Consider the following 20,123-nt stretch of genomic DNA (forward strand, 5'->3'; position numbering starts at 1 on the left):
ATTAGTATAAGGAAGGAGATCCCATGAAAATACCTACTACCTTGAAACATAAACCTGTTATCGTCACGGAAAACTATGAGCAGGTAGACGGCAGGTTTTCCAATAATTCGGATGCGAAAGGGCTGTCGCTGGGGTTAGCCCAATGGAACGATAGAGGCAAGGTGGATATTTCCGCCAAAGTATGGAGATATACAGGGGAGAAATGGTCGAGACAGTCGGAGGAGCTGCCTCTGCATCGCGTTCTCGATTTGTCGATACTAATCTGCAGGACGATGGAGCATTTTCGTGAAGCCTATCGATACGACCATTTATATGATACGGAAAAGCCGGTTATCGACCGGATTGGATTGCAAGGGGACGCCATGACCGTTGCCGTTTGTACGGATAATGACAAAATCAATGAAGATATCAAGCTGTTCAGCCAAGCGTTAAGCGATGATGGAGAGATGATCGGCGAGCGGCTGCGGACGTTATCAAGAATTTTAAAGGAAATGGGATATTAGGCTATAAAATCGAAAAGAGACGGGGATAGTTCCCTGTCTCTTTTTTTCTTTTTATACAGAAGCATGGTTTGACTATTCAAGAGATATGAGATATTATGATCGTAGTAAATTACTAATTTACTAAATTACTAAATACAAAAATTTGAATCGATTACGCGATCTAATGGGATATCTCGGTCAATCGAATTTTGTAAGGGGGAACACCATGAATACCAAGGAATATATACTGTCGCCTTCGAGGCAGTGGACGGATACAGAAAAAGACCAGATTTGGAAAAAGCCTGCCTCACATAAGGTTAGTGAAGAAGAACAACGCATAAGCAAGGAAGTAAAGAGAAACTGGAACCGCGGTGAGATGAAAATCGCCAACATTTTGCTGGAGGGTGACGCCGGATCCGGGAAAACCCAGCTTGCCAAAGCGTTGTCCGCCAATTTCGGGCTTCCGTATACGAAAGTGACTTGTTTTGCCGATATGGATAAATCGGATATTATCGGCGCTATTCTGCCGGTTATTTCCACCGAGAGATTAGAGAAGCTGGATTCAGCGGACCGAAGCGTTTTGCAAGCGTTGTATGAAAGCGACGGCTTTCAGAGCGCAAGGGAAGTCCTGATGGATGTGCTTGGGCTCACTCAGGAGGCTGCGGCTCTCAAGATGAAGCAGCTGCTGGAGAAGGCTGCGGAGCTTACTGAAGGTGATGCGGTGGAGTACCGGTTCTATCCGTCCGAAATCGTGAGAGCCTTTCAAAACGGTTATCTTCTGGAAATCCAGGAGCCTAACGTGATTCGCGATGCCGCGGTGTTAATGGCGCTGAACTCGGCCATGGAGCTGGACGGCAGCATCAACCTTCCTACCGAAATCATCCGCAGACATCCGGACTTCATAGCCGTCATTACGACTAACCGGAGCTATGCAGGGGCAAGGCCGCTGAACGAAGCGCTGCGTGACAGGGTTCAGCATTCGGAGAAGATGGACCTTCCTGCCAAAGAGGTCATGATCGAACGGGCAATGGCGAAGACCGGCTGCACAAACGAGCTGGTTTTGAACCTTTTTGCAGAAGCTATTATCATTCTGGACAAAACAGCTCGGGCTCATGCAATCAAAGGCGTGGCGGGCATGCGTTCCTACTTCTATTGGGTGGATGCGTTCGAAGGAGGTGCTCCAGCTGCAGAAGCTCTATATTACAAGGTCATCTACAAGATTACGACCGATTCAGAGGAAGTCCAGATCCTCGAAGGTGCGCTGAAAGCTCATGGTTTGTTGGATAAGATCGATGAGATGGAGGCCGGGGTAAAAAAAAACGAGTTTTAGATACGGCGGAAATGAAAATATGGGGAACTATCGATGAATCGAACGAGGATGCTTCTGATCATGATGAAGACGAGATGGGCATCGCATTTACGAAGTCGGCGGATAGTGAGGAGAGCTCCAGCGACCGCAGCCCCGAAGATTCCGATGTAATGGATAGCTCGGAGCAGGGGGAGAAGGGTCTGCCGAAGGTTCATCAAGCCAATCCCGAGCCTATGCCGGAGGATGTGAAGCGGCAAGAACGGGAGTTCCGGAAAAGCCTTAATCGGGAAGCGCGGGATATTGCAGCCGATTCGATTCATAAGAATGTGAAGCTCATCGTTCACCGTCCGGAGTACACTCCGGATCATCAGCAGGAATATATCGCCCTGAGCAAGGAGCTGCTGCCAGTTGTTCAGGAGATTGCTAGAAAAACGCTGCCGCTGCTGGAGCATGAGATTTCCTCCGAGTTTGCCGGAAGTCATTACTATGGCACCAAATTTCAAGCGGCAAGCGTGGCTTACCGGGATTACAAAACCTTTGCCAAAAAACGGCCGCCGACGGAGGCTCCCTCCCTTGTGGTTGGTCTGAGAATTGATGAATCGGCATCGATGGCCGCATTCGGAAGGCTGGAGGCAGCAAAGCGTGCGGTAATCGCGGTATATGAATTTTGTCAAATTTGTCATATTCCCGTGTTGATCTATGGGGATACCGCCGATGTGTCCAGGATAGAGCAAATGTCGCTATTTGCTTATGCCGATTACAAAAAGCCGGACCCGAGCGACCGGTTCAGGTTAATGGACATTCGTGCAAGAAGCAACAACCGCGATGGAATGGCGCTTAGAATCTTGGCTGAGAAATTAGCGGCTGCTCCGCAGGAGACCAAGCTATTGATCAGCTTAAGCGACGGACAGCCCAAGGCGATGGACGATTATACCGGAACGGTTGCGGCCCAAGATATGCAGCAAACCATAATGGAGTATGAACGGAAGGGAGTTATATGTCTAGCCGCAGCTATTGGCCAGGACAAGGAAGTCATTCAGCTTATCTATGGGAATGAGAGATTTTTGGATATTACGAATCTGAAGGAGCTCCCGGCAAAGCTGGTTCGAATGATAGCGCGGCATTTGTAAGCTTAGAAAGCATGAAGAGTTAGTTTGACGTGAGCAGGCAGGTGTGAATACAGTTAATTTAAAAGTTGACAATGGGAAGGGAAAGGGATCATCTCGATGCCAAGAAGGGCATTCGGATGATCCTTTTCCTTTTTCACCACAGTAGAATTTATAAGATTCCGAGGTCATCGGATGTAAAAATTCTATTTGGCGATAAAAACAACCTCTTAACGCGGTCGCTCCTCTGTGAAAGGACGTCGATAGACGTTTTTCTCATTAGGAATTACTGTGCCAAGCTCGTGCACGTTCTTTCATTTCCTCTACAAAGGAGCGCTTTCTTCAACGTGATTATGTTCTTTCGACACTCGGCGTCAGCACCTTCCAAATATTGTTTCAAGTTTCAACTATAGTTGGAATCAAGAAAATGCAGAACTAGACTGTATTCAATTATCAACATTAGGAAATAAACAGAGCCTTATCATTAATTGAAAAAGGACAGGGAAATGTTCTTGTCGAACGCAAAATTCGCCGCTCCAAGCGCACCTCCAATATCCATTAGCTGTGAGGAGCTTACTATGGTATCGACCGACAGCTGGCGCATTGCCCGCTGCCGCATGGTTTTGGTAGCGGTCTCCACAAACAGAGGGCTGGCATTCGGGATCGTTCCGCCTAGAATAATCGCTTCGGGATTGAACGTATTCAATAAATTACCCATGGCAATCCCGAGATAGGAGGCGGCCTTCTTAATCACTTGCGCTGCGTAAGCGTCCCCGGCTTCGGCCGCAGCACAGACATCCTGCGCCTTAACAAACTGTAAATCCATCGATTCGTCAGGCAATAGAAACGTATGTTCGTTAGTGCGCATCAGCTTGCGGAATTCCCGCTCGATCGCAGGACCTGCGGACAAGGTCTGCAGACAGCCCTGATTGCCGCAGGGGCATAACGGGCCTTCTGGTTCTATCGTCGTATGCCCGATTTCTCCGGCTCCTCCCATGGATCCGGACATCAGCTGCCGGTCAATATACAAGCCGGCGGCAATTCCCATGCCAACGCCGATATAGATGGAATTGTGATAGGACTGGCCTGCGCCATATCGGCATTCTGCCAATCCGCGTGCGCGATGCCGGTTTACGACGACTGTCGGCCATCCGGTTGCTTTCTCCATCATCTCGGCGACTTCAACGTTATGCCAGTCCAAATCGGCGGCGCTGCGAATGATGCTGTGCTTGCCGTCCACCAGGCCCGGTACGCCCAAGCCGAGCAAAGGTACAGGCGCGAGGTCCAAGCTCTTCGCAAATGATAATATCTCATTAGCTAGTGTGCTGAACGTAATCTCCGGCTCGAAAGAGTAAACGGGAATTTTTGTCGTCTTGATCGGATTGCCCAGCAGGTCGAAAGCTCCAAGCGTCCATGCTTTATTATCCAAATCCGCTCCTAGCATCACGGTCGAATGTGCAACCAAATCCAGTGATGTAGCCGGGCGTCCTTTGGTCGTCATACGGCTGTCGGTTTCGTATACCAGTCCGTTTTCCATCAGCTCTGCTATGGAGATCGAAATCGTGGCTCTGCTGAGTCCGGTCAATCTTGTCAAATCAATTCGCGACATGCGGCCGTGAAGCCGCAGCGTTTGCAGAATGGCAAGCTTGCTGCCTTTTTGATCTCTCATCTCCAATTGACTCATCTTCAGCACCCTAGAGTTTAGTTTAATTTTAGTAATAATAAGTTGTTTCATAATAACATAATTACAGGGTTCCCCCATAAAATAGAATAGCTTAATTAAAATATTTACAAAAATCACCTGCTGAACGAATGATGCCGGTGTAAACGAAAGCAGCTATCCTGCTTAAGGAGGTCCCGCGAGAATGTTGAGAGGAATACCGCCGATCATTTCTCCGCAGCTGATGCAGGCTTTGATGGAAATGGGCCATGGGGACGAAATCGTCTTGGCAGACGGTAATTTTCCGGCTGTCACCTTGGCCAAACGATTGATTCGAAGCGATGGACACCGAATTACGGATGTGCTTGGAGCCATTATGCCTTTTTTTCCGCTGGATTACGCGGTGGAACGCCCGGCAGCAGTAATGTCCTTGGGGGAAAAAGACCGTCAGCCGGATGTATGGGAGCAGTACCGCGCCCTGATTCGTTCCAGCCAACCGGATTTCGTTGATTTTGACTATGTGGAGCGGTTCGCCTTTTACAGCAGAGCGAAGGAGGCTTTTGCCGTTATTGCGACCAGCGACGAGGCGTATAAGGGCAATTTGATTTTGAAAAAAGGCGTGATCCGAACTCCCTCCATAAAGGAGGCGGAACGATGAAAGTACGGACACTTGGAGCTACGGATCTGAAGCTGGGCGTTCTCGGCATGGGGTGCTGGCAATACGGCGGAGGGGCTTATTGGGGGGACCAGTCTCAGAAGGACGTGGATGAAGTCGTACATAAGGCTTTGGACATCGGGATCAATTATTTCGATACGGCGGAAATCTATAATGATGGGGAAAGTGAAATATCGCTCGGGATTGCGCTTAAGGGGCGCCGTCACGAGGCTGTTATCGGCAGCAAGATCAATACGGCGAATGCGCGACCGGATTTGCTGAGGAAGGGCTGCGAGGCAAGTCTAAAGCGTCTGCAGACCGACTATATCGACCTGTATATGCTGCATTGGCCGATATCGCCGTTGGCGATTCGGCATTTTACGACAAACCCCGGATTGATTGCGAGCCCGCCAACCGTCGAAGAGGTATTCTGTACGCTCCGGGAGCTGCAGAAGGAAGGGAAAATTCGCCATATCGGGATCAGCAATCACGGGGTTGCACAAATGGAGGAGGTGCGTGCGACCGGAGTGAAAGCAGCAGCCAACGAGCTGCCGTATAACTTGATATCGCGGGCGATCGAGGAGACCATCCTTCCATATTGCCAGAAGCATCAAATGGGTGTAATCGGCTACATGCCTTTGCAGCAGGGCTTATTAACCGGCAAATACGCCGATCTGGCGGATGTGAAGCCCATGCAGGCAAGGTCCAGACACTTCCATCACAGCAGGGGGCAAGGAACCCGCCATGGAGAGGTAGGAGCCGAAGCGGAAATCAATAACGTGCTGAAGGAAGTGCAGACGATAGCTCGTGAGCTGGACCTCCACATGATTGTGCTATGCCTGGCTTGGGCAATTACTAACAGTGCCATTGCCACGACTATTGTCGGGTCGCGCAACGTGGAGCAGCTGGAGCTGAATGCGCAGGCGGCGTCCGTGGAGCTGAGTCGAGATGTTATGGAGAGGCTGAACCGGGTTAGCGAACCGGTGCTTCGCAAGCTTGGGCCTAGTCCTGATTATTACGAAAACAGGAACCATAATCGGATCCGGTAAAGCCCGTAAGGAAATAAGTGGATATTATATTGTTGACTCAGACTCATAAGAAAAAATATCAAAAAAGCAAAGGATGTGCTCACCATGGCAGATCAATCCGTTTTGTTCTCTGTGTTCACGAAGCCTTGGAAAACCTTATCCGTCTGGGATTTGTGCAAATTCGTTAAGGAACTCGGCTGCGACGGTGTCGAGTTTCCGCTGCGCGACGGCTTCCAAGTCGATCCGGCGAACGCCCATCAGCTTCCGAAGCTTGCAGAGCAATTCGCCGACCACGGGCTAAGCATTTTCAGTGTGGCAAGCGGTACAGACGAGCGAGTGTTTGCCGGTTGTGCGGAGGCGGGAATTCCGATGATCCGGATTATGCCTACGATATCGCCGGAGCTTGGTTATGTAGCTTCCGAGAAGCGGGAACGCGAGAAATTGGAAGCGCTTATCCCACTATGCGAAAAGTATGGGGTGCAGGTTGGGGTACAGCAGCACTACGGCAATTTCGTCACCGATTCTATGGGGATGCTGCATTTGCTCGACGGACTATCGCCTGAATGCGTAGGAGCGATCTGGGATTGCGCCCATGATGCTCTGGCCGGACAGCAGCCGGAATACGGTCTGGATATCATTTGGCCTCACTTAGCCATGGTGAATTTGAAGAACGCTTATTATCACCGGTTGAACGGGCCTGAAGGGCAGAACGCCGAATGGAAGCGATACTTTACGTCCGGGCGTCAGGGACTCGCATCTTGGCCACGGGTTGCGGCTTATCTGCTGCAGCGCAATTACAGCGGAGTCGTCTGCTTGTCGGCGGAATACACGAACGATAAGGACGTGGACCGGCTGATTCGAGAAGACATGGATTACGCGAAGTCATTATTCGCTTAAAGGAGGAACTGCGATATGACGGATAAAATCAGAGTAGCCATTATTGGCGCCGGCCGAATGGCCAATTCGGTGCACTACCCGTCGCTAGCTTATATGGATGACGTGGAAATAGCCGGGGTATGCGATCTGAATCCATTAGCGCTGCAGCAAACGGCAGATCAATACGGAATTGAAAACAGGTATAGCGACTACCGTTTAATGGTAGAAGAAGTCAAGCCGCAAGCCGTCTATGTGATCGGTCAGCCGCATCTCATGTACGACATATGGGTATGGTGCTTGGAGCAGGGCTTAAACCTGTACATTGAGAAGCCTTTGGGTATTACGATACATCAAGCACGGTCGTTAGCCCACTTGGCTGAAAAGAACGGCTGCATCACCCAAGTCAGCTTTCAGCGTCGCAGCTCACCGATGGTCACGAAGCTTAGAGAGGAATGCTTGCAGCGAGGTCCGATTACGCACGCAGTATGCCGATTTTACAAATCCGAGATCAAGCCGTACCTTCATGCCAGAGACCGGATGATGGACGATACGGTGCACTCCATCGACACGGTGCGCTGGATGTGCGGCGGTGAAGTCGTCCATGTGGAAAGCATGACCAAACGGGTTCAGGTGCCGGATATCAACTTCATTTCGGCTACGCTCCACTTTGACAACGGCTCGACGGGCTACCTGATCAATAGCTGGTCCAGCGGACGCCGTATTTTTTCCGTTGAAATGCATGCTCCCAACATTTGCGTAGAGGCCGAGCATGAGACCAAAGGCTTCCTATACGCCGATGGAGATACCCAAGGAATCGAATACGATGCCCGGGAAATGGCGGGGGGCCAGGAGCTGTTCCAGTACGGAGGATTTCTTGCGAAGCATCAGGAATTCATCCGCTGCTTGAAGTCGGGGACATTGCCTTCCTCCCACTTTGGTGACGCATTGAAGACGATGGAGGTAGCGGAGACTATTCTTGCGCAAGCGATGCTCGCCGGCAGATAAATGTTCTATTCCCGTAGGAGGTGGCACCAATGGAAACGGCAAGTACGAAGCAATTGTCCCATGCGGTTCCTATGAGCAGACACAGAAAATTGCTGCGGGACATGGGGAGGGTCTGGCAGCTATATTTGCTGATGGCGCTCCCGTTTGCTTTTATCATTATATTCAAATACGTTCCGATGTACGGAGCTCAAATTGCATTTAAGAACTTCGTCGCAAGCAAAGGAATCTGGGGGAGCAGCTGGGTCGGCTTCGATCATTTTGTCCGCTTCTTTGAATCCTACGAGTTTTGGAACATTATGTGGAACACGATTGCCCTCAGCTTCTATCAGCTGGCTGCAGGCTTTCCGTTTCCGATCCTGCTGGCTCTGAGCCTGAACTACGTCATGCATGAGAGGTTTAAGAAGACGGTTCAGATGGTTACTTACGCACCGCACTTTATTTCGGTCGTTGTCATGGTCGGCATCATCTTTCAGGTGCTTGATCCGCGAATCGGGATTGTTAATGTAATCATCTCCTGGTTCGGATTTGACCCTGTGAACTGGATAGGCGAGGCATCGTACTTCCGCAGCATTTATGTGTGGTCGGGCGTATGGCAGAACGTCGGCTTCAGCTGCATTATTTATTTGGCGGCGCTGGCAAGCATCGATCCTTCTCTTCATGAGGCTGCGGTTGTAGACGGGGCTTCCAAGCTTCGCAGAATCTGGCATATCGATATTCCCGGCATCTTACCCATCGCGATTATTCTCCTTATTCTGGATGTCGGCCGGATGCTGGAGATCGGTTTTGAAAAAGCATTCCTGATGCAAAATCCGCTCAACCTGCGGACATCCGAGATTGTGGATACGTACGTGTATAAGGTTGGCTTGGCTTCGAATATTGTCAATTTCTCTTATTCGAGCGCGATTGGATTGTTTAAGAATATCATCAATCTCATCCTGCTGATCTCCGTGAACCGGCTTGCCAAAAAAATCGGCCAGAGCAGTCTGTGGTAGGGTAGGGGGAATGACGCATGCATCGTAGCATAAGAGAAGCTACCGGTGACAAAGTATTTAACATAGTTAACTATACGATATTATCAATATTTTTCTTATCCATGCTGTATCCGCTAATATATATTGTCAGCGCTTCCTTCAGCTCCTCGGAGGCGGTAATTTCCGGCAGAGTTTGGCTGTGGCCTGTGGATCCGGGGCTTAAAGGGTACGAGGCGGTGTTCAGCAACAAAGCGGTATGGACCGGATTCGCCAATTCGCTGTTCTACACGGTAGCAGGCACGATAATCAATGTCGTGCTGACGTTAATGGCGGCTTACCCGCTGGCGCGAAGAGATTTCATTGGAAGAAACCTGATCATGTTTATTTTTGTATTCACCATCATGTTCTCCGGCGGCCTGATTCCCAACTATTTGCTGGTAAAGGATTTAGGCTTGCTGGATACGAGATGGGCTATGATCATCCCTTCCGCCCTCAGCGTATTTAATGTGATCATTACGCGCACTTACTTTCAGACGAATATCCCTAATGAGATGCTCGAGGCTGCACAGGTGGACGGTTCAACCGACTGGCAGTTTCTCACCCGGATTGTCCTGCCGCTGTCCGGACCGATAGTAGCGGTTATCTCGCTATTTTATGCGGTCAACCATTGGAACTCCTATTTCAGCGCTTTATTGTACTTGAAGGACCGGGAATTATATCCGCTGCAGCTGGTGCTTCGCAGCATCTTGATCCAGAATCAAATCGATCCGAGCATGGTGATGAGCGAAGAGGATTTGGTTGCCAGACAGGGCTTGGCGGACCTGCTTAAATACTCGCTGATCGTAGTTGCTACCGTCCCCGTGCTGGTGATATATCCGTTTGTGCAAAAGCATTTTGTTAAAGGGGTGATGATCGGATCCATTAAAGGGTAAGCGGCAACGGTCTTAAGGGTGAGTGAGCATTTGATTATGGGAGGTCAAGACCATGCGAAAAAGGATAGTGCTGTTGTGGACGATCGTCTTTTGTCTCTCGTTACTGCTGTCAGCGTGCACGTCGGATCCCGGTGAAACAGCCAAGGAGGGTGAGAACAAACAAAGTCCGACGGCAAACAAAGTGAATCCGCCCGGCCAATTTCCCATCGTAAATGAGAAAATCAAGCTGAAGGTGCTTGTCCGCGGCAACAGTCTGGTGGAGAACTTCAACACGAACGGCTATACGAAATGGCTCGAGAATAAGACGAATGTCCAGGTGGAATGGATCGTTACGGATGAGAAGAACTATCTGGAGCAGCTGAACCTGGTGCTGTCAAGCGGCGATCTGCCGGATGTCATCCTGAACATGGGGATCTCTCCCGAGCAGCAGATGGTGTACGGAGAACAGGGAGTGTTCGTCTCCTTTACCGACTTGATTGAGAAGTACGGACCGAATACGAAGAAAATATTCCAGGAAATGCCGGAGGTCAAGGATGCGGTAACGGCGCCAGGGAATAAAGTTTATAGCTTGCCGTATGTCAACGAATGCTATCACTGCTCGATGAATTTTAAAATGTATGTGTATAAGCCATGGCTCGATAAGCTCGGATTAAAGGAGCCTGCAACGCTTGACGAGTTCTATCAAATGCTCAAGGCATTTAAGGAGAAGGATCCGAACGGCAACGGCAAGCCGGATGAGCTGGCGCTGGCTGGAGCTACCGGGACGAGAACTCTCATCGATCCTTTTATTATGAATTCGTTTATTTATGACGACGGTATGAAACGGATGATCGTCAATGGCGGTAAAATCGATGTCGTATACAACAAGCCCGAATGGAAAGCGGGACTGCAATATTTAAATAAGCTATATAAAGAAGGCTTGATTGCTCCGCAATCCTTCACTCAGGACGACGCAGGACTTAAGAAAATCGCGGAAAATCCGGATATTGCCATCGCAGGGGCTATGCCGGCGCATTCGCCGTCGACCATTACGATCGTTGAAGGACCGAGCGGCAGATGGCTCGATTACCAGCCGATAGCTCCGCTCAAGGGACCTTCCGGTAAGCAGACCGCATTCTGGAATCCATATGACAAAATCCGCTCGGGCAACTTCATCATGACCAACACCAATAAGTACCCGGAAGCAACGATGCGCTGGGCGGATGTGATGTATGATTTCGAAGCCAACCTGTACTCCAACTTCGGCGTGGAAAACTCGTCGTGGTCTTGGCCGCAGCCAGGCGACCTGGGCAGGGACGGTCAGCCTGCGAAATACCGGCTGCTCATTCCATTCGGCCGGGTACAGAATGAGGGCTGGGCCCAATACGGCTTGAACTACCGGACGGATAAGGATTGGTATGCAGGTCAGGCGGTGCTGAAGCTGCCGGATAAAGAAAAGATGTACTACGACATTACGAAGAAAAATTATGAACCGTTCAAGCCGGATATCAAGACGCTGGTTCCGCCGTTATTCTTCCCGCCTAGCGATTCCCAAGTGCTCGCCGAGCTGGACAAAACGATCAACGACTATGTGAAAACCATGATCGCCCGATTCGTGACAGGGGATGCGGATATCGAGAAGGAATGGAACAACTACGTGAGTACGCTTGATAAGATGAACCTTAAAAAGTACTTGGAGATTTACCAAAAAGCCTATGATGCACAGCAGAAGAAATAGGATTTGATAAGGAGACCGGGGTAGATGGAGCAATCCGTCTACTTCGGCATTTTCCTCCTGACGGAGATGAGGAGATGGAAGCAAGTATGCGGACCATTTTAGTGCAAATACCTAATAATCAGATCAGCGCTTTCTTGACGGAGGAGACGAAAGCCCAGCTGCAGTCTCTGGGACATATTGAATGGAACCCGTATGACCGCCCCTTCACCAAGGAAGAGCTTGCGGACAGAGTAAAGGGAGCGCATATCATCATCACAACCTGGAGAACTTGTCCGCTGGACGACGAGGTGCTGGAGCATGCAGAGCAGTTGGAGCTCGTTGCGCACATGGCCGGCTCCATTCGCCCGGTGCTGCCGACAACGAAGGTGTACGACCGTGGAATCCGCGTGCTTAACAGCAACTATGCTATTGCCGTATCCGTGAGCGAATCGGTGCTGGCGCTTATTCTTGCGTTGGGTCATCGGATTATCAGGGTTCATGAAATTATGAGCACTGGCGGAAACGCCAAGCTGCCGGCATTGGAAACGTATGAGCTTCGTGGAAAAACGGTCGGTTTGGTCGGATTGGGCATGGTGGCGCGAGAGGTCATCAAGCTGCTTCAGCCGTTCGGTGTTAGCATCCTCGGCTATGATCCGTTCCTGTCGGAGGACAAAGCCGCCGAGCTGGGGGTTCGGCTAGCCTCGCTGCACGAACTGCTGTCATCGTCAGATATTATCTCTTTACATGCGCCGAAGGTGCCGGAAACGTATCGGATGATCGGGGAGAAGGAGCTGTCCCTGATTCGGGCCGGCGCGATGCTGATCAACACGGCCCGAGGCGATTTGATCGACGAAGATGCGCTGCTTGCAGAGCTTCGCAAGAACCGTTTTCTGGCCGGGTTGGATGTATTCTCCGTAGAGCCTCTTCCTCCGGACAGCGAATTCAGGCGGCTCGGTAATGTGATAGCCAGACCTCATCTTGCCGGAGTCAATCCGGACTCACGACTACGGATCGGTACAATGATGGTGGAGGAGATCAGGCGTTTCTACGCTGGAGAACCGCTTGCCTTCGAGGTGAAGCGGGAGCAGCTGGCCATTATGACGTAGGAATGATGGAGAGTGTTAGTGTTTTATTAAAAGGAGGCCGCATATGCGGCTTTTTTGCTTTTGAATCATGCTCGTGAAACCAATATAATAAGGTGAATTATGGAAATGGAGGATTCTGCCGTCGGGACAGTTTAACTATAAGAATTTTTGACATATAAGTCCTCTAACGCTTCCATGTAAACTGGTTTTAGTAAATCTTCAGGTAAAGAAGGATGATATGTGGAATATCGCGAAATAGGAAGCAGCGCTTGGGACTCAATCGTATGGAAGCTGCGGGCAGCCGGATGTGTTTTTGCTGAGGATGAGGCTCGCTTGTTAATAGCTGCATCACAGAATAATACCGAATTAGCCCACCTAGTGGATCGGAGGGCTGCCGGTTTTCCTCTGGAACATATAATCGGCTGGACGGAATTTTGCGGATTGCGAATTGAGCTGGATCCGGGGGTATTCGTGCCCCGTCAGCGAACCGAGTTTCTTGCTAGACATGCCGTATCTCTCACTCAACCGGGAGACGTAGTGGTCGATCTGTGCTGCGGTTCCGGCGCTTTAGGTGCTGCCTTAGCCGCTTCGGTGGAAGGTATTAAACTGCATTCAGTTGATATCGATCCTGCTGCAGTGCATTGCTCTCGTCGAAACATTCCCTTAGACAGAGGCTTGGTATATGAAGGGGATCTCTTTGAGCCTCTGCCTGCTCAGCTTGCTAACCGGGTCAACGTAATGATTGCCAATGCTCCATACGTCCCGACGGAATCGATACAATTCATGCCGGCGGAGGCTCGCGTCCACGAGGCTAGAATTGCCCTTGATGGAGGAGCTGACGGACTGGATGTTCAACGAAGAATCGTGGCGGAGGCTCCTCAATGGCTTGCAAAAGGAGGCTTGCTGCTAGTGGAGACCAGCGAGAAGCAGGCACCGCTAACTGCCGAACTATTTACACAAAATGGATTGCTTCCCAAGTGGGTTCATTCTGATGAAATGGACGCTAACGTCATCATCGGAATTCTGTCGGACAACTGAAGCTGAGAAGCTATCCAACAGGCAAGGGAAGAACGGCTTGAGATCGATTTCTCACAAATAAGAATTCAGCTTCGAAACTTTCTTGGGGATAAGCCTGTCTTTGACTGGAAGAACCGTGAAAAATTATAAATATCGGAAAAGCCGCAGCTGCTAGCAATGTCCGTAATACTGAGAGTAGACATGCGCAAAAGGGTTTTGGCCGTTTCCAGCCTGCAGCGCTGCAGATAAGAGTAGGGCGTAATTCCGCGTTCCTGTTTAAAGATGCGGATGAAATGATCGGTCGTAAGAGACAGGCTTTTGGCCAGCTCGCTCATATCATACGGGTGCTGCGGCTGCTGTTGAAACATGCGGCATAGTTCATCTATCGGTTTCGTATATGCGCCGGAGGATACGGGGGCTTTCGTTTGATACTCCGTAATAAGCGCTCGCAGCCATATTTCCATTTGCGCCTGGTTATTTCTTTCTTCGGCCGCACGAAAGCGATTGAACAGCTCTAGCACGAAATGAAATTGATCAAAATGGCGATGCTCGGGCAGGTCACTCAGTATTTCCGGATTACGCAAGGTGAAATCAATGTAGCGGACATCCAGGCTGGCATGCTCGCTTTGAAAAGCATCGACCTCACTCTTATAATTGATAAAAAATACATCTCCGACACTTAACCGGTAGCAGTTATTACCGAGCTTCATTTGACCTTCTCCGCCCCAAATACTCCACAGGGTAAACCCCGGATGGCAGCCTATGGGAACATTCCATTTCCATTCTGGCACACAGTGCTTACCGTGATGCATTGATACGATATCCATAAGCTTCACTCCGAATTGAATATATCGATTATTCATAAAATACACTGAGAAGCCGGCATTTGCAACCTAATTTATCAATCCGCACAATTACGCTCGGCTATCAACATATTCTTTCCATCGCTTCATGTCCGCTTTTGGAGAGCCGAACATACGAGCATACTCGCGGCTAAATTGCGAAGAACTCTCATAGCCTCCTCGAAACGCTGCGTCTGCGGCATCCGCTGACTCGGATAGTAGCAAACGCCAAGCTTCCTGTAATCGAAGCTGTTTTTGAAACTGAATCGTACTCATTGCGGTGACCTCTTTAAAGTGACGATGAAATGAGGAAATACTCATATGGGCTATTTCAGCGAGCACTTCAATTCGCAAGGGCTTGTCATAGTTTCTAATAATTTCTTCGATACACTCCCTAATCCGGTACGTACTGCTGCCTTCCAAAGTAATCTGAGCAAGCGCAGCCCCATAATGTCCATTCAGAAGTCTATTCAGCACTTCTTTAGTATAAATAGGAGCAAGATATTTCGGCAGATCGATATCCTGCAGGCTCCGATTATGGAAAACGAGCAGGCTAATAGAATGATAGTATAACAGGTTGACCCTATTGAAATGGGTTAACCTGTTTTTCATTTTATGCAATGTGAAAAGGGGATACCTATCCTGGTATCGAATAATGTTGTTAGACAATTTTTTGACAGTTGCGAGCAGGTGGTTATATGATTCGTGGAATCATTTACAGGGGAAAAAAGGCTGCAATTGCTCGACCCTGCTGAAGCGGATCAATATATAGAAGGGGATCGAGGCGAACTTATTTATCGCGGCGGATTTGTTCTAAGTTTTACACCTGAAAAGCCACCTCGGATAGAACGGTGATCTGAAATTGTGCAATCAATTAGAACTAACTTAATGAGAGGAAGGCATAGAAATTGAATAAGTTGGTTGAAATGCAGAAGGCGATCAATGGACTTTCTTTGAACGATGCAAGACAGGTTCTGACAACGATTAAGCTGCAATTGGATCTCGTTGAAATGAACAAGAATGCAAACATAGATCTGTACAAAAACTTGAGGGATATCTACGGCAAGCTTCTAGTTCCAGATAACAAAATATCACGATGGATACCGGATGCAGCCACCACGAAGGTACATATTGTATTCGGCGATTCTTTAGCCGGAAGTCTGAAATTTGCGATTCAGCAGCTGGGATATGAGGATACAAACAAGATTATATGTTTTCGTGAGCAATTTGCTATTGGTCCCCTATGGCAGCTTCATGAGGAATCGGGACAGGCCGAGAGAGGCGGATGGTTCAGAGATCATATTAACTTTGGGGATGACGAGACGGATTATGATTTTGCTGCTATTCATCAAAGCATAACGGAGCAAATGGCCCCAATTCCGGATGAAGCTTCCATAGTTATATGGAGCGGTAAAAATGCTCACGAGCAAGTAGGTTTACGGTATGCTCTTTATTTGCTGAGGAACAGTCCCAATAAAATAGTTCTATTTGATGCTGCGGAAGCTTGCCAACGAAAGTATAACACTGCGGATCGTTATATCGACTATTTGCACGCAGGAGAAATCCCCCCCGAGAAGCTTCAAGCTGTTTGGGGGGAAATCGGGGAAAATGGGGCTATCGCATGGGAAACAAGGCGTAGACTAGAGCGGGAATGGTTAGAGTTCGCCAATCAGCATGAGGTGTTACGCATATGGGATGGAGATCGAGTCCTTAATGTGGATGAGCATCATTTCGATTCTTATTTGCTGGAGACCGTCGAGAAGCTGCACTCCTACAAGGCAAATAACGATTTTATTAAGGCGGCAAGGGTAATAGGCGAGGCGCTCGGATATTGCGATCAATACGTTGGTGACAGCTATTTGGAATACCGGCTGCGGCAGCTTATTTACAACGGATTTTTGGAAATCAAAGGCGTTCCGCGAGCAATGAGGTTTTACAGCGTACGGCGTAGATGAGGGTGTTTCGGTTACCAACGGAAAAGTTAGACGCGGCACCGAGGATGTCAGTAGCCGCGTTACATCTGCAGCGTAAAATAATTGGAGCGGGTCACAGATTAAAGAGGATTGTTGTCCTTCATGAACGTCTTGGCCAAGTTCTCGGCATTCCGGTCCCTTGTATGAGGATCCTCGTAATCTTCCAGAACATCGATAAGATATTCTTCTCCAGGCTTGAACGCTCGGAAAATGAACTGCTCCTTATTTACTATGCGAACTTCGTGACCGCAGTCTTGAAGGCACTTCTCAAAGTCTTGCAAGGTCGGCTCCTGATGTTCCTCCAAATAAATAAGTCCTCTAAGCAGCCGCGTTCCCGTCTTGTTAATAATTTTAAAATGGACGATATGCTCTTGTTTCATTTCTCTATTCCTCCATTAAGCAGTAGACCTTGATATAATCATTTTATTGTACATTAAAGCACATCTACAGACTGTGATTTTTGTTACAGGCAAATCCCAATACAGGGTACCCTTGTTACAGGGAAGAAGACAACGATTTACGATTTTTCAAATTATTGGGTTAAACACTAGAGACCAATGGATGGGTAAACAATGGATTGGATGAGTAATGTGGCTTCCTTTGGTGGGAGTATTGATACTTTATAATTTCTTGATAAGAATGTTCTTACACTTCAGATTCAAAGAGATGTCCGCAAGAAGCAGGAATCTAATCATATCAATTGGATTTTTACTCATTATCTATTTATACGCCTGCCAGCTTTGTATATGTTACTAGAAGCGAGTCCAAACCGGAAAGTTTGCTGTAACGATAGAAGGTAAAACCTTTGATGAAGTTTTGAGGATGCCGATCGAAGAAAAGAGATCGAACTGCGGCTGGTCTACCTGAGAAAAATAGGACTAAAGTTATTGCCGATTCAACAGATCCATGGTCAGACTCAAGAGCTTGAACCTGCCATAGACCCGCGAATCTCTTGAACATCCAGCCTCGGCGGACGTCCGTACATACGGGCGTATTCCCGGCTGAACTGGGACGGGCTCTCGTAGCCTACGCGAAAGGCGGCATCGGATGCCTGCACGGTTTCCGTCAGCATTAAGCGCCGGGCTTCCTGCAAGCGCACGGTTTTCTGGTATTGCAGCGGGCTCATCGCCGTGACGCGCTTGAAATGCTTGTGAAATGCCGACGTACTCATATTGACGGACTTGGCAAGCTGCTCGATGACGAGCGGGCGATCGTATTGCCGGTTAATCAGCTGGATCGCTTGAGCTATACTATGTGCATGGCTGCCGTTGACAGCGAATGGATGAATTAGCGATCCTTGATCGCTTTGAAGCACCCTGTACAGAATTTCGCGGATGATGAGCGGCGCTAGTACCGGAATGTCGTCAGGTGTGTTAAGCAATTGCATAAGCCGCACAATGGCTTCGAGTAATGCGGGAGTTGTCCTGTTCACGGTAATACCGCGGGCGGCTTCCGCTTGAACGGAATCGGGGCGCTTCATCTCCTTCACGATATCCAGAATCACGTCGGTGTCGAAGCTCAGCTTCAAGCTTAAATACGGGATGTCCGGCGCAGCCTCTATGATTCTGCCCACAATGGGTAATTCGACGGATGTGACCAGGTAGGTTGAAGGATCGTAGCGGTAGATTTCATCAGCCAGTGTGGCCGTCTTGGCACCTTGCGCCACGACGCAAATGGATGGCTTATATACGGATTCCAGCGGTTCTGACAGCTGCGTGGCACGCATCAGAAATAAAGAAGGCACGGAAGTGGGGTGCGTACCGTCCGATGGAGCGAAGCGTTCTATCAAGATTGCAAGCTGCTGCAAAGCCTGCTCCATTCGCACTGATTCGTCCATCTATATCAGCTTCTTTCCGGAAAGATTGTCAAAGTTCCTTTTATTATAACGAGACAGAAGAGAATTAGGCAAGAATTGAACAGGTATGTTCTAACGGAGTTCAGCAAACCTTTACTATAATGAGTTTACAAGGCCGAACACGATAGAAGCCTTTCGGCCAGTCTCGAATAAAGGAGAGAACAGAAATGAGCTTACATGGAAAAGTTGCCATAGTCACTGGAGCGTCACGGGGTATCGGACGACAAATAGCGATTCAATTAGCGCAATCCGGCGCAAAGGTAGTTGTCAATTATGCATCGAATTCAGGAAAAGCCGATGAGGCTGTGAACATGATTGAGCAAGCCGGAGGCGAGGCGGCAGCCATCCGCGCCGATATGAGCAGGGTGAGCGAAGTCGAAATGTTGTTCACCAAGACGCTCGAGCGCTTTGGCCGATTGGACATTCTCGTTAACAATGCCGGCATCATGGAATGTACGGCTATAGCGGACGTGACGGAGGAGATGTTTGACCGGCAGTTCGCAGTCAACGTGAAGGGTACTTATTTCGCTTGCCAGCAAGCTATGAAGCATATGGCACAGGGCGGGACGATCATCAACTTCTCGACCTCCGTATCGGGCGCGATGATCCCGACATACAGCGTCTATGCAGCAACGAAAGGTGCGGTCGAGCAGCTAACCCGACAATTGGCGAAGGAATTCGGTCCTAAGGATATTATCATCAACTGCATAGCGCCTGGGCAAGTATCAACCGAGTTGTTCTTGAACGGCAAATCGGAGGAGCTGATTGATTCGTACCGACGAATGAATTCGTTCGGAAGACTTGGTGAGCCGGAGGACATCGCGAATGCAATCGAGCTGCTAGTTAGCGACAAAGCCCGTTGGATCACAGGACAAACGATTCGCGTAAACGGCGGCTTCAACTAATATCACGTACTATAAAGGGATGGACGGTCAACGGTGAGCTGTTGGCGGTTCATCCCTGTTTTTTTGCTGTCCCAATCCTTTTGCGTGTCTCAATTTGTGATTGACACTATTCCTTCACTTTTATATGATGGTGGAATGCCCTGAAAAGAACGAAAAGGATATGTCCACTAAGGAGGTTTATAGGATGAATGTTGTTGTAACGGAATACAGTGATAATTGGGTGCAAAACTATATCGAAGAGTCTCAGCAAATAAGAAGCATTTTCGGCCAGGAGCTAGTTGACATTCATCACATCGGCAGCACTTCGGTGCCAGGGTTAAAGGCGAAACCGATCATTGATATTATGCCGGTTGTAAAAGATATTAAACAAGTGGATTCATTCAATGAACAAATGAGAAGCCTTGGTTACGAATGTATGGGAGAGTTTGGCATGTCAGGAAGGAGATATTTCCGTAAAGGCGGAGACAACCGGACACATCAAGTGCATGTGTTTCAAGCCGATAACGAGGAAGATATTACGCGCCACTTGGCCGTGAGAGATTATCTCCGGACTCATTCCGACGACACGCAGCGATATGGAGAGTTGAAGGAAAGCCTCGCAAGACAATTCCCAAGAGACATAGAAGCTTATATGGACGGCAAGGATACATTCGTGAAAGAGCTGGAGACAAAAGCGCTGAATTGGTATAACGTGAGCAAGGATAGCTAACGTTTACCCGTTGCGTA

20 protein-coding genes and 1 pseudogene are annotated in these 20,123 nt (G+C 49.0%); 16 read left to right on the forward strand and 5 right to left on the reverse strand.

The window, feature by feature from the left end; genetic code table 11:
* The first annotated feature begins 23 nt into the window (after positions 1-23).
* The 3 genes from ACFQ88_RS18175 to ACFQ88_RS18185 all read left to right on the forward strand — a co-directional run bounded on the left by ACFQ88_RS18175 (position 24) and on the right by ACFQ88_RS18185 (position 2,921).
* On the forward strand, positions 24-503 hold the full coding sequence (locus tag ACFQ88_RS18175; RefSeq protein ID WP_239625786.1) for a DUF6530 family protein: 480 nt from the start codon (positions 24-26) through the stop codon (positions 501-503).
* Positions 504-708: 205 nt separating this feature from the next.
* Positions 709-1,812 carry an AAA family ATPase gene (locus tag ACFQ88_RS18180; RefSeq protein WP_379455077.1) on the forward strand — a complete coding sequence of 368 codons (1,104 nt, stop codon included), beginning with the start codon at positions 709-711 and terminating at the stop codon, positions 1,810-1,812.
* 11 nt (positions 1,813-1,823) lie between these two features.
* Entirely contained in the window at positions 1,824-2,921 is a 1,098-nt protein-coding gene (locus ACFQ88_RS18185; protein WP_379455078.1) for a vWA domain-containing protein, read from the forward strand.
* A gap of 460 nt (positions 2,922-3,381) precedes the next feature.
* Here ACFQ88_RS18185 and ACFQ88_RS18190 read toward each other — a convergent pair whose 3' ends face one another.
* Positions 3,382-4,581 (reverse strand): ROK family transcriptional regulator, encoded by a 1,200-nt coding sequence (locus ACFQ88_RS18190; RefSeq protein ID WP_239625780.1) that lies wholly within the window; start codon positions 4,579-4,581, stop codon positions 3,382-3,384.
* A 181-nt stretch (positions 4,582-4,762) separates the two neighbouring features.
* Between ACFQ88_RS18190 and ACFQ88_RS18195 the strand changes: the two genes are divergently transcribed.
* The 9 genes from ACFQ88_RS18195 (at position 4,763) to ACFQ88_RS18235 (ending at position 13,843) form a co-directional block, all read left to right on the forward strand.
* The gene (locus tag ACFQ88_RS18195; protein WP_379455079.1) at positions 4,763-5,215 is read left to right on the forward strand and encodes an RbsD/FucU family protein; all 453 of its coding nucleotides are present in this window, start codon (positions 4,763-4,765) and stop codon (positions 5,213-5,215) included.
* Complete coding sequence (locus ACFQ88_RS18200; RefSeq protein ID WP_379455080.1) at positions 5,212-6,261, forward strand: aldo/keto reductase; 1,050 nt, start codon at positions 5,212-5,214, stop codon at positions 6,259-6,261. The genes ACFQ88_RS18195 and ACFQ88_RS18200 overlap by 4 nt, the downstream gene beginning before the upstream one ends.
* Before the next feature lie 84 nt (positions 6,262-6,345).
* The gene (locus tag ACFQ88_RS18205; RefSeq protein WP_379455081.1) at positions 6,346-7,137 is read left to right on the forward strand and encodes a sugar phosphate isomerase/epimerase family protein; all 792 of its coding nucleotides are present in this window, start codon (positions 6,346-6,348) and stop codon (positions 7,135-7,137) included.
* A gap of 15 nt (positions 7,138-7,152) precedes the next feature.
* Entirely contained in the window at positions 7,153-8,121 is a 969-nt protein-coding gene (locus ACFQ88_RS18210) for a Gfo/Idh/MocA family protein (RefSeq protein WP_379455082.1), read from the forward strand.
* Positions 8,122-8,150: 29 nt separating this feature from the next.
* On the forward strand, positions 8,151-9,113 hold the full coding sequence (locus ACFQ88_RS18215; protein ID WP_239625768.1) for an ABC transporter permease: 963 nt from the start codon (positions 8,151-8,153) through the stop codon (positions 9,111-9,113).
* Positions 9,114-9,130: 17 nt separating this feature from the next.
* Entirely contained in the window at positions 9,131-10,024 is an 894-nt protein-coding gene (locus ACFQ88_RS18220; RefSeq protein WP_379455083.1) for a carbohydrate ABC transporter permease, read from the forward strand.
* Between the two features lie 52 nt (positions 10,025-10,076).
* Positions 10,077-11,741, forward strand: a complete 1,665-nt coding sequence (locus ACFQ88_RS18225; protein WP_239625764.1) for a type 2 periplasmic-binding domain-containing protein — start codon at positions 10,077-10,079, stop codon at positions 11,739-11,741.
* Between the two features lie 86 nt (positions 11,742-11,827).
* Positions 11,828-12,826 carry a hydroxyacid dehydrogenase gene (locus tag ACFQ88_RS18230; RefSeq protein WP_379455084.1) on the forward strand — a complete coding sequence of 333 codons (999 nt, stop codon included), beginning with the start codon at positions 11,828-11,830 and terminating at the stop codon, positions 12,824-12,826.
* A 219-nt stretch (positions 12,827-13,045) separates the two neighbouring features.
* Entirely contained in the window at positions 13,046-13,843 is a 798-nt protein-coding gene (locus tag ACFQ88_RS18235) for a putative protein N(5)-glutamine methyltransferase (RefSeq protein ID WP_379455085.1), read from the forward strand.
* Between the two features lie 65 nt (positions 13,844-13,908).
* Here the strand turns inward: ACFQ88_RS18235 and ACFQ88_RS18240 are convergent, their stop codons facing one another.
* A complete protein-coding gene (locus ACFQ88_RS18240) occupies positions 13,909-14,649 on the reverse strand; it encodes a helix-turn-helix transcriptional regulator (RefSeq protein WP_379455086.1) in 741 nt (246 codons plus the stop codon).
* An 87-nt stretch (positions 14,650-14,736) separates the two neighbouring features.
* Positions 14,737-15,183: pseudogene (locus tag ACFQ88_RS18245) on the reverse strand (helix-turn-helix domain-containing protein); the annotation flags it as partial.
* 186 nt (positions 15,184-15,369) lie between these two features.
* Here ACFQ88_RS18245 and ACFQ88_RS18250 point away from each other — a divergent pair.
* Together ACFQ88_RS18250 and ACFQ88_RS18255 are read left to right on the forward strand one after the other, a co-directional pair.
* On the forward strand, positions 15,370-15,519 hold the full coding sequence (locus ACFQ88_RS18250) for a hypothetical protein (protein ID WP_379455087.1): 150 nt from the start codon (positions 15,370-15,372) through the stop codon (positions 15,517-15,519).
* A 53-nt stretch (positions 15,520-15,572) separates the two neighbouring features.
* Complete coding sequence (locus ACFQ88_RS18255) at positions 15,573-16,619, forward strand: DUF1835 domain-containing protein (protein ID WP_379455088.1); 1,047 nt, start codon at positions 15,573-15,575, stop codon at positions 16,617-16,619.
* Positions 16,620-16,717: 98 nt separating this feature from the next.
* Here ACFQ88_RS18255 and ACFQ88_RS18260 read toward each other — a convergent pair whose 3' ends face one another.
* On the reverse strand, positions 16,718-17,017 hold the full coding sequence (locus ACFQ88_RS18260; RefSeq protein ID WP_379455089.1) for a hypothetical protein: 300 nt from the start codon (positions 17,015-17,017) through the stop codon (positions 16,718-16,720).
* Positions 17,018-17,553: 536 nt separating this feature from the next.
* Positions 17,554-18,474 (reverse strand): AraC family transcriptional regulator N-terminal domain-containing protein, encoded by a 921-nt coding sequence (locus ACFQ88_RS18265; RefSeq protein ID WP_379455090.1) that lies wholly within the window; start codon positions 18,472-18,474, stop codon positions 17,554-17,556.
* A gap of 185 nt (positions 18,475-18,659) precedes the next feature.
* On the opposite strand from ACFQ88_RS18265, the gene ACFQ88_RS18270 reads away from it, so the two are divergent.
* Together ACFQ88_RS18270 and ACFQ88_RS18275 are read left to right on the forward strand one after the other, a co-directional pair.
* Positions 18,660-19,397, forward strand: a complete 738-nt coding sequence (locus ACFQ88_RS18270; RefSeq protein ID WP_379455091.1) for an SDR family oxidoreductase — start codon at positions 18,660-18,662, stop codon at positions 19,395-19,397.
* Positions 19,398-19,581: 184 nt separating this feature from the next.
* Positions 19,582-20,106: a GrpB family protein gene (locus tag ACFQ88_RS18275; RefSeq protein ID WP_379455092.1), complete on the forward strand. Its 525-nt coding sequence runs from the start codon at positions 19,582-19,584 to the stop codon at positions 20,104-20,106.
* The last annotated feature ends 17 nt before the right edge of the window (positions 20,107-20,123 follow it).

Source organism: Paenibacillus sp. NPDC056579 (assembly GCF_042793215.1).
GTDB lineage: Bacteria > Bacillota > Bacilli > Paenibacillales > NBRC-103111 > Paenibacillus_S.